Below are 9,804 nucleotides of genomic sequence, written 5' to 3'. Positions count from 1 at the left end.
CAGCTCGGCCACCGTCTGCAGGTTGCGCGTCGTGGCCACCACGTCGAGCGCACGTTCGAAGAAGCCGTTGTTGAGCTTGGTCCGCCCGTACCCGTCGGGGCAGTGGACGTACACCTCCCGGCCGACGATGCGGAACTCGTCGGGGAGGTACGCCCCGGGGTCGACCGCCCGGGCACGCGCCGACGTCGGCGCGCCGGCCAGGAAGCTGATGTGGAGCTTGGCCCTGTCCCTGCCGCCACCGGCCAGCGGGTTGCGGTCGAGAGCCTTCACGAGCTGCGCGTTGGTGCGCAGCACCACCTTGATGGGCAAGCCGAGCGATCCCTCGATCCGCTCCTCGATGGCCGTCGACAGTACGGCGGCGCGTCCCGGCGTCCGGAACACGACGTTGCCGCTCTGGATGTACGTGCGTACGTCGCCGTACCCGAGGTCGGTGAACAGGGTACGGAGATCCGCCATCGCCACCGTGGCACGGCCGCCGACGTTGATCCCCCGCAACATGGCGACGTAGGACGCCATGGCGCCCACCCGCCTACGGCCGGCGCCCGGACAGGTCGAGGAGGCGCTGCTGGAGGGGCGCGTCCTCACCGACCGTGCCGCAGGGCCCGGTGCCGAACGGCCCGATGGTGCCGATGGCCTCCGCCATGGGCTGCATCGTCGCCCAGGCCGACGCCACGAGGTCTTCGGGGAGCGCGTCGTCCCCGCCGGCGGCACGGGCCAGGTCCCAGCTGTGGAGCACGTAGTCGAGGGTGCGGAACTCGAGCAGCACGGTCGCCGGGATGTCACCGGCCGCGGGATGGTGGACCGTCTGGTCGAGCGCCCCCGGCTCGCCGAACGTGGCCAGCTCGTCGGCGAAGGCGGCGTCGAACTCGGCGCCGAGGTCCGGCCCGTGGGACGCGCCGAAGACACTCCTCGCCTCGGCTCCGGTAGCGCCGCAAAGCAGGCGCAGCGCCATGCGGCTCCCCTCGATCATGTGGACGACGAGGGCCCGAATGTCCCACTCGCTGCACGGCGTGGGCAGGGCCCGCTGGGAGCCGCCGATCGCAGCCACGCGGCGTCGGGCTTCACCCTGGGCAGCCTCGAGATCGGAGACTTCGGGCACGGTGTCCTCCTTCGGGTACGGCGTGGGCTCTCGCCTCATCGCAGCTCGACGTGGTCCAGGTACTCCTCGCGCCACAGCTCGTAGCGCTCCTCCGGCAGGTGCAGCGCGTGTGTCGGGCGTAGGGCGTCGACGAACAGGCGGTCGTGGCTGACGGCGACGACGGTGCCCGGCCACACGCTCAGCATGCCGCCCACGGCCTCCACCGACGCCGGGTCGAGGTTGTTGGTGGGCTCGTCGAGCACGAGGAGGTTGGCGCGGCCGGCCGACAGCATCGCCAGGCTGAGCTTGGCTCGTTCGCCGCCGGACAGCGAGGGTGGCAGCTGCTCGGCGGTGCCGCCCGTCAGACCGAACGAGCCCAGAAGCGCCCGGCGTTCCGACACCGTCCGCAGCACGCTGTCGTCGATGTGCCCCATGGCGGGCACGGACGGGTCCAGCTGCTCGTGCTCCTGGGCGAAGTACCCGAGGACGACGTTGTGCCCGGTCTCGACGCCGCCATCGGTCGGTCGCTGTACCCCGGCGAGGCAGCGCAGCAGGCTGCTCTTCCCGGCGCCGTTGCGACCGATGACGACCACCCGGTCGCCGCGCCCGACCACGAAGTCGACGTCGAGGAGCACCTTCTTCGCCCCGTAGGACACGCGCACCCCGCGCACCGTGAGCGGGACCGCACCGGACCGCGACGGCACGGGGAGGCGGAAGGAGACCTTCCTGTCACGCTTCACCAGCTGGGTGCGGTTGTCCTTCATCTTCTCGACGCGCCGGTCGAGGACCTTGGCCTTGCGGGCGCGGTCCTCGGTGCTGGCCCGCATCGAGTCGGCGAGCGTGCTGAGCCTGCGAATCTGGCGGTCCTCCAGGGCCCGGCGCTTCTCCCGCAGCTCGATGTCGACGGAGAGCTGAGCGCGGAAGGCCGTGTAGTTGCCGGGGAACTCCCGCAGGCCGCCCTCGGCCAGGCTCAGGACCTTGGTGATGACCCGGTCCAGCAGGGGGAGGTCGTGGCTGATGACGAGGAGCGCGCCCGGGAAGCGCTCCAGCTCGGCCATGAGCCACCGCTTGGCCGAGAGGTCGAGGTGGTTGGTGGGTTCGTCGAGCACGAGGGTGTCGGGCTGACCGAAGAGCACCCGGATGAGGTCGACGCGCCGGCGCTGCCCGCCGGACAGCGTGTCGATGTCGGCGAAGAGCGCGTCCTGGGGGAGGCCGAGACCGTCCGCCAGGCGGGCGACGTCCTTCTCGAGGCTGTACCCACCGGCCGTGCGGTACCGCTCCTCGAGGTCGGAGAACCACGCGATGGACTGCTCGGTGGGGTTCGCGGTCACGTCGGCGCGCGCCTGGTGGAGCTCCTCGTCGAGCACGTCGAGGCCGCGGGCGGAGAGCACATGGGAGAAGCCGGTGGGCTCGCGTCCGAGGCCACCAGGGGCGGGGACCTGGGGCAGGAACCCGATCGTGCCCTGCACGGAGACGTCGCCCCGCGTGCGCAGGTGCGGCGGGACCGCCCCGCAGACAACCGACACGAGCGACGACTTGCCCGTCCCGTTCCGGCCGACGAGGCCCACCTTGTCGTCCGGGCCCACGACGAACGACGCGTCGCGCAGCAGGGTCCTGCCCCCGATCTCCACGGTGACAGCGCGGCCGGTGATCACCCCCCCATTGGAGCAGGTCGGGGGACGGGTGCCGGCCAACCGCTCCCACCTGCGGCTTCAGCCGAAGGCTCAACCTGAAGTTGACGGTTAGTCCTGCTGCCGCTCGGGCACTGCGGAGGTCGACATCCGCAGAATGTCGGTGCGCCCGCCGGCCAGGGTCAAGGTGTCGGGAAGCGCGGTGTCGCCCTTCGTCGCGCGGGCGGGACGACTCGTTGTGCGGCCGGCCCGCGGCGGGCACGGCGTCGCCGGCCATGGCCCGTGGGGTCGTCACGGACGACGGCGTCCCCGGTCCCGAGAGCGACCGGAGGCACCGAGGGCGGGCACCCCCTCTGGCCAGGAATCCCTCGGACGGGATCCACCATCGGCGCGCGGTTCCATGATTTCTTATCGCAATGCCGAATCACGAGACGCGTGTCCCCCGGAACCGGGTTGCCGTGCGGTCGACGTTGCGCCGCCATGTCGCTCGGTCCGCCATCGCCCTGACGGCGGTGACGCTCGGTGTCGGCGGGTTGGCCGGGTCGGCCTATGCCGCCCCGAGCGCGCCGACGCCGCCGACGCCGCCGACACTGACCACCGTGCTGGGGACGATCTCGGCGTCGTTCGTGTCGCCCTACGACGGCGGCAGTGCCATCACCGGGTACACCGTCGACTGCGTGTCGAGCGACGGTGGCGCGGAGGGCATCAACACCGGTGCCAGTTCGCCCATCGTCGTGAGCGGGGTGACCAACGAGGACATCTACACCTGCACGGTCGTCGCCACCAACAGCGTGGGTGACAGCCCGGCGTCCAACGCGTCCAGTTCGATCGAGGTCGCCAACGTGCCGGCCCAACCCTCCCAGCCGACAGCGACGGGCGGCGCCAACGCCGACATCTCGGTTGCGTTCACCGCGCCCGACAACGGTGGGAGCGCGATCACGGGCTACACCGCCGACTGCGCCTCCGGTGACGGCGGCGTCGAGAACACCAACACCGGCTCGTCCTCCCCGATCGACGTGACCGGGCTCACCCCCGGTGACACCGACTACACCTGCACGGTGACGGCAACGAACGACCAGGGCGCCTCGGCGCCCTCGGTGGCGTCGGCCGTCGTGTCGGTCCCGACCACCGCACCGGACGCCCCGTCGATCACCGGGATCGCCGTCGGTGAGAACTCGGTCACCATCGATTACAGCCCGAACGGCACCGGTGGGAGCGCCATCACCGGGTACACGGCCACGTGCACCTCCGGCAACGGTGGTGCCACCCAGACCAGTGCAGGCAGCACCCTGGAGCTCGTCGTGAGCTCGCTCACCAACGGGGACGACTACACGTGCACCGTCGACGCCACCAACGGCGTGGGCACGAGCGCCGAGTCGGCCCCCTCGGGCTCCTTCACCGCGATCACCGTGCCCGACCCGCTGACGATCACGGGCATCACCCGAGGGCCTAACTCCGTCGCGGTGGTGGTGGCGGAGAACGGCAGCGACGGCAGCGACGCCATCCTGCTCTACAGCGTCACCTGTACCTCGTCCAACGGCGGGACCAGGCGCACCGTGATCGGTGTCAGCTCGCCGATCACGGTCGGCTCGCTGACCAATGGCAAGACGTACACGTGCACGGCCGTCGCGACCAACGACGCCGGTTCGAGCACAGCGTCCTCCGCCTCGTCGAGCTTCGTCGCCGCCACGACCCCGGGCGCGCCGACCATCACCAGCGTGACGCTCGGGACCAACGCCGGCATCGTCAACTTCACGCCCGGCAGCAGCGGGGGCACCGCGGTCACCGGCTACACCGCGACGTGCACCTCCAGCGACGGTGGGGCCACCCAGACCGGCACCGGGGGAAGCTCTCCGATCACCGTGGGGTCGCTCACCAACGGCAACACCTACACCTGCACCGTGACGGCCACCAACCCGATCGGGGACAGCCCGGCGTCCGCGGCGTCATCGAGCTTCGTCGCCGTTTCGTCGCCGAGCGCACCCACGCTCACCGGCGTGACCTTGGGCCCGAACTCGGTCACGGTCGCCTTCACACCGGGCGCCGACGGTGGAAGCCCGATCACCGACAACTCGGTGACGTGTACGTCGACCGACGGCGGTATGACGGCGACAGGCACCGGTGCCAGCTCGCCCATCGTCGTCGGCTCGCTCTCGAACAGCCACACGTACACCTGTGCGGTCGTATCGATCAACGTGGTGGGGTCCGGCTCGGCGTCCGCCCCGTCGAGCTCCTTCGTCGCCGCTGTCCTTCCGGACGCACCGACGATCACCTCGGCGACGCCTGGTAACAACGACGTGGCCGTCGCCTTCACCGCCGGCAGTGCCGGCGGTGGCACGATCACCGGGTTCACCGCCACGTGCAGCTCCAGCGACGGGGGAGTCACGCAGACGGGTACCGGTGCGAGCTCGCCGGTCACCGTCAGTTCGCTCAGCAACGGGAACACCTACACCTGCACAGTGGTGGCCACCAACGCGGTCGGCGACGGCCCGGCGTCGGCCGCCTCGAGCAGCTTCGTGGCCGCCGGACCCCCGGACCCACCCGTGATCACGTCGGTGGACCTTGCCGCCGACAGCGTCACGCTCGGGATCACCGACGCCGGCGACGGCGGGAGCGCCATCACCGCATACACGGCCACGTGCACCTCGAGCGACGGTGGCGCCACCCAGTCGAACAGCGGGAGCACCTCCCCGATCACGATCGCCTCGCTGACCAACGGCAACACCTACACCTGCACGGTCGTGGCCACCAACGCCATCGGCGACAGCCCGGCATCGGTGGCCTCGGGCAGCTTCGTGGCGGCCGGCACCCCGAGCGCCCCGACCATCGGCGCCGTGACCCCCGCGAGCGACGCGGGCATCGTCGCCTTCACGCCGGGAAGCGATGGCGGCGGTGCCGTCGAGGCGTACGTCGTCACCTGCATATCCGGTGACGGTGGCGTGACCCGGACGGCCTTCGGGACCTCCTCGCCGATCACGGTGGGCTCGCTCGTCAACGGCGACTCCTACACGTGCACGGTTCTGGCTATAAACGCCATCGGCGACAGCCCGGCGTCGGCCGCCTCGAGCAGCTTCGTGCCCGCCGGGCTACCGAGCGCGCCGACCGTCACGGGTGTGACGCCGTCGAGCGCTTCAGCCGCCGTCGCCTTTACGGCCGGCGGCGACGGCGGGAGCGCCATCACCGGCTACACGGCGACCTGCACCTCCAGCGACGGCGGGGCGACCGGGTCGAACAGCGGGAGCACGTCGCCGATCACGGTGGGCTCGCTCACCGACGGCAACACCTACACCTGCACCGTGGTGGCCACCAACGGCGTCGGCGACAGCCCGGCCTCGGCCGCCTCGGCCAGCTTCGTCTCGGGAGTCTCCGCCACGGTTCCGTCGGCACCCACCGGCCCGGTGGTCACGCGTGGCTCGAACTCGGCGTCGGTCGCCTTCACGGCGAGCGCCAGCGACGGCGGGAGCGCCATCACCGGCTACACGGCGACGTGCACCTCCAGCAACGGTGGGACGACCGGGTCGGGCTCTGGACCCGGTTCTCCGATCAACGTCACCACGCTCACCAACAGTGACACCTACACCTGCACCGTGGTGGCCACCAACGGCGTCGGCGACAGCCCGGCCTCGGCCGCCTCGGCCAGCTTCGTGGCGGCGACGGTGCCCGGCGCGCCGATCTTCACGCTGGGCACCGTGACGCACCCGGTTCCCACCTCGGCGACCGTCCCCTTCACTGCCGGCAGCACCGGTGGGAGCGCCATCACCGGCTTCACGGTGACGTGCATCTCCAGCAACGGTGGGACGACGCAGTCCAACAGCGGGAGCACCTCGCCGATCACGGTCACCGGGATGACGGCGGGCAAGGTCTACACCTGCACGATCACCGCCACGAACGCCATCGGTGTCAGCCTGCCGTCCGCGGCCACGGCCGCGTACACGGCGTAGACGGGGAGCAGGGCTCGAGCCGTCCACCCCCTCCACCCGTGGCCCACAGGTGCCTGCTAGCCGGAGGAGTGGGCGGCCGGGTCGTGGCCGGTCACAGGGCCTGCGACTGCCCCGGGCCGGCCCCTGCGTCCACGAGAGGATGGCGGCCTGACAAGGCGGTCAGGCGGGTCATGAGGTCCTCGTATTCGGTCGGGACGGGTTGCCCGTCGCCGTGCTCGTGGCGCAGGCGGGCCGAAACCGTGTCCGCGGCGTCGGCGACGCGGGCCGCGTCGAGGACGTACCCGGGAAGCACCTTCTGGAGCCAGGCGGCTGCCCGGGTCGTCGTCGACTTGGGGTCCCGCAGCAAATCGTCGTAGTTGACGCCCAGGACGTCGTATGACCGGCTGTTGCGCAGGGCGGCCTCGTTGTATCGATGCCAGAGAGCGAGACCCTGATCGACGGGCATCCTGTCCCTGGTCTCCAGGGAGCGGGCGACGGCCAGCGGCTCTCGCCACGGTAGGACGATGCCGACGATCGGGTTGAGCACCTGCGCCCAAAAGGGCAACAGGAGGGAATTGCGCGGGTCCTTCCATATCGCCACCTCCGGCCGCGGGAAGGCGGCGGCGGCCACCCGTGCCGCGAGTTGCATGATGGCGACCCGATCGGTCCCCTTCTCCCATCCCGGCGGCAGTGCCGGCGGGATGTCCCACGTCCCCCCGAGCAACCCCAGGATGCCGTCGTTCACGTCGGTGAGAGAGACACTCTCGTGGTGCTCAGGATTGTCCTCACGCTCGGTCATCGGATCCGCGGGGAGCGACAGCCCGAGCCCGTGGAGAACCCCGGCGGTCGCCGATGTACCGCTCCGGTGCATGCCGACGACGAGAACCCACGCACTCGGCACCCGGCAGCCTCCGATCCTGCCCCGGTCGCCCGAGGACTCGGCCTGGACGACCTCGGCGTCAATCTACGTGCGGGCCGCCTTCACCTGGCGGACCGATCGGGAGGACCGGCGTCGGGCTCAGGGGCCAGGGAGCGGCCAGCTGGTCGTGCGGATGATCGTCCGGCTCGACCGAGGATCTCTCTCCTGCACCCGGCCGGGCGACGAAAAGGGTGGCTGACCAGATCGAACGTTGTGGATTCCGAACGAACGCGGGCGAGCGGTCCAAAACCAGTGCGGGCGAGAGGACTCGAACCTCCACCCCCGAAGGGACGGGGACCTAAACCCCGCGCGTCTACCAGTTCCGCCACGCCCGCACGTGCCCGCCGCGCCGCGGCGACGGCCACGTCAGGCAGGTCCGAGCCTAATTGGGCCGAATCGGGTCGCGCCGCACCGTGCCCGACCGGGGCCGACTTCCCGGGTAGCCTCGTGCTCATGGCATCACATCCATCGCCCCCCGGGCCGGCGCTGACCGCGGGCCCGCCTCCGTCGATGCGATCGGGCAACCTGCCCGACCTGGCCTCGGCCGACGTGTTCCAGCGGCTGCTCAAGGAGCGGATCATCTTCCTGGGCAGCGCCATCGACGAGACGGTGGCCAACCAGGTCTGCGCCCAGCTCCTGCTCCTGGCGGCCGAGAACTCCGAGAGGGAGATCGCGCTGTACATCAACTCGCCGGGCGGGTCGGTGACCGACGGCCTGGCCATCTACGACACGATGCAGTACGTGAGCTGCGACGTCAGCACCATCTGCGTCGGCCTGGCGGCCTCGATGGGACAGTTCCTGCTGTGCGCGGGGGAGCCGGGCAAGCGCTTCGCCCTTCCCCACAGCCGGATCCTGATGCACCAGCCGTCGGGGCAGATGCAGGGCCAGGCGGCCGACATCGCCATCCAGGCCGAGCAGATCGTCTACCTCAAGCGCATGATGGCCGAGCGCATCGCCTTCCACACCGGCCAGCCGCTCGAGCGCATCGAGGCCGACTCCGACCGTGACCGGTGGTTCACCGCCGAGGAGGGGAAGGACTACGGCTTCATCGACCGCGTCATCGAGCACTCCTCTCCGCACCCCGCCACCCAGCACTGAGCACGCGGAGCCGAGGGCGGGCTGGCGCCACCATGACCGACCACCCGTCGGGGGTGAGGCCGTGACCGCTCGCGCCTTCGGAGACACCCGATGACCGACGTCCAGTCGGAGACCGGGCCCGTGCCGCGCCCCGCCGAGGCCGGCGAGCCCGGCGAGCAGCAGCCGCTCCTGCTCGGCGAGCACGAGCGGGAACTGGCGGCCCGCGCCGCCCGGGCCGCGGCCCGGGGCGCCAAGCCCACGCGCATCGTGGCCGCCCGGGTGAGCGTGTGGAAGAGGATCCCGGAGCTGTGGCGATCGCGGGAGCTGTTCGTCTTCCTCGTCCGCAAGGAGATCAAGGTCAAGTACAAGAACTCGGTCCTCGGGTTCATGTGGTCGATGCTCAACCCGGCACTGACGCTGGCCGTCTTCTACGTCCTGTTCACCTTCTTCCTGCCCAACGGCATCCCGAACTTCGTCATCTACATGTTCTCGGCCATGCTGGTGTGGAACCTCTTCCAGACGGCGGTGCTCACCGGGACGAGCAGCGTCGTGGCCAACGGCGGCATCGTGAAGAAGGTCGCCTTCCCCCGCGAGATCCTGGCGTTGTCGTCGGTGGGTTCGGCGTTCATGTTCTTCCTGTTCCAGTCCATCGTGCTCCTCGTGTTCATGGTGGCGTTCTGGCACCGGCCCGACTGGAGCGCCATCTGGCTGATCATCCCGGCGCTGGCCGCCGTCCTCGCCTTTGCCGCCGCCCTGGCCGTCTTCCTGTCGGCTGTCAACGTCTACCTGCGCGACACCCAGCACCTGGTCGAGGTGGCCCTCATGGCGTGGTTCTGGGCCGTCCCCGGGATCTATCCGTTCTCGGGACGCGTCCACGACGGGCTCGTCAGGAAGCACATCATCTGGGTGTACTTCCTCAATCCCGTCACGCCCGTCGTCATGACCTTTCAGCGGGTCTTCTACAACGTCCTGCATCCCATCTCGACGACCCTCACCCAGAAGCTCGCGTCGGGGACGGTGGTGCACCTCCCGGTTCCGAACGGCGTCTTGGCCAGCTACGGAACGCTGTGGTACGTGGGTGCCGATCTGGCAGTGCTGGCGATCTCCGTTGTCCTCCTCTTCGGTGCTCTCGTGGTCTTCGGGCGCCTGGAGGGTAACTTCGCCGAGGAGCTCTGAGGG

At 70.5% G+C, this 9,804-nt stretch carries 7 protein-coding genes and 1 tRNA gene; 3 read left to right on the top strand and 5 right to left on the bottom strand.

The window, feature by feature from the left end; all coding sequences use genetic code 11:
* The 3 genes from VMV22_02855 to VMV22_02845 form a co-directional block, all read right to left on the bottom strand.
* Positions 1-516, bottom strand: a 516-nt coding sequence (locus VMV22_02855; GenBank protein ID HUY21259.1) for a DUF1697 domain-containing protein, incomplete at its 3' end; no start/stop codon positions are given.
* Positions 517-529: 13 nt separating this feature from the next.
* Complete coding sequence (locus VMV22_02850; GenBank protein HUY21258.1) at positions 530-1,099, bottom strand: TIGR03086 family metal-binding protein; 570 nt, start codon at positions 1,097-1,099, stop codon at positions 530-532.
* A 35-nt stretch (positions 1,100-1,134) separates the two neighbouring features.
* Positions 1,135-2,733, bottom strand: a complete 1,599-nt coding sequence (locus VMV22_02845) for an ABC-F family ATP-binding cassette domain-containing protein (protein ID HUY21257.1) — start codon at positions 2,731-2,733, stop codon at positions 1,135-1,137.
* A 434-nt stretch (positions 2,734-3,167) separates the two neighbouring features.
* On the opposite strand from VMV22_02845, the gene VMV22_02840 reads away from it, so the two are divergent.
* Entirely contained in the window at positions 3,168-6,650 is a 3,483-nt protein-coding gene (locus VMV22_02840) for a fibronectin type III domain-containing protein (protein ID HUY21256.1), read from the top strand.
* Positions 6,651-6,741: 91 nt separating this feature from the next.
* Here the strand turns inward: VMV22_02840 and VMV22_02835 are convergent, their stop codons facing one another.
* Together VMV22_02835 and VMV22_02830 are read right to left on the bottom strand one after the other, a co-directional pair.
* Positions 6,742-7,428 (bottom strand): hypothetical protein, encoded by a 687-nt coding sequence (locus tag VMV22_02835; GenBank protein HUY21255.1) that lies wholly within the window; start codon positions 7,426-7,428, stop codon positions 6,742-6,744.
* Between the two features lie 373 nt (positions 7,429-7,801).
* A tRNA-Leu gene (locus VMV22_02830) sits at positions 7,802-7,883 on the bottom strand.
* A 175-nt stretch (positions 7,884-8,058) separates the two neighbouring features.
* On the opposite strand from VMV22_02830, the gene VMV22_02825 reads away from it, so the two are divergent.
* Together VMV22_02825 and VMV22_02820 are read left to right on the top strand one after the other, a co-directional pair.
* Positions 8,059-8,646: an ATP-dependent Clp protease proteolytic subunit gene (locus VMV22_02825; protein HUY21254.1), complete on the top strand. Its 588-nt coding sequence runs from the start codon at positions 8,059-8,061 to the stop codon at positions 8,644-8,646.
* A 90-nt stretch (positions 8,647-8,736) separates the two neighbouring features.
* Positions 8,737-9,801: an ABC transporter permease gene (locus VMV22_02820; protein ID HUY21253.1), complete on the top strand. Its 1,065-nt coding sequence runs from the start codon at positions 8,737-8,739 to the stop codon at positions 9,799-9,801.
* Positions 9,802-9,804 lie beyond the last annotated feature (3 nt).

The sequence above is a fragment of the Acidimicrobiales bacterium genome (assembly GCA_035531755.1).
GTDB lineage: Bacteria > Actinomycetota > Acidimicrobiia > Acidimicrobiales > UBA8190 > DATKSK01.
This window is presented reverse-complemented; position numbering and strand designations above follow the sequence as displayed.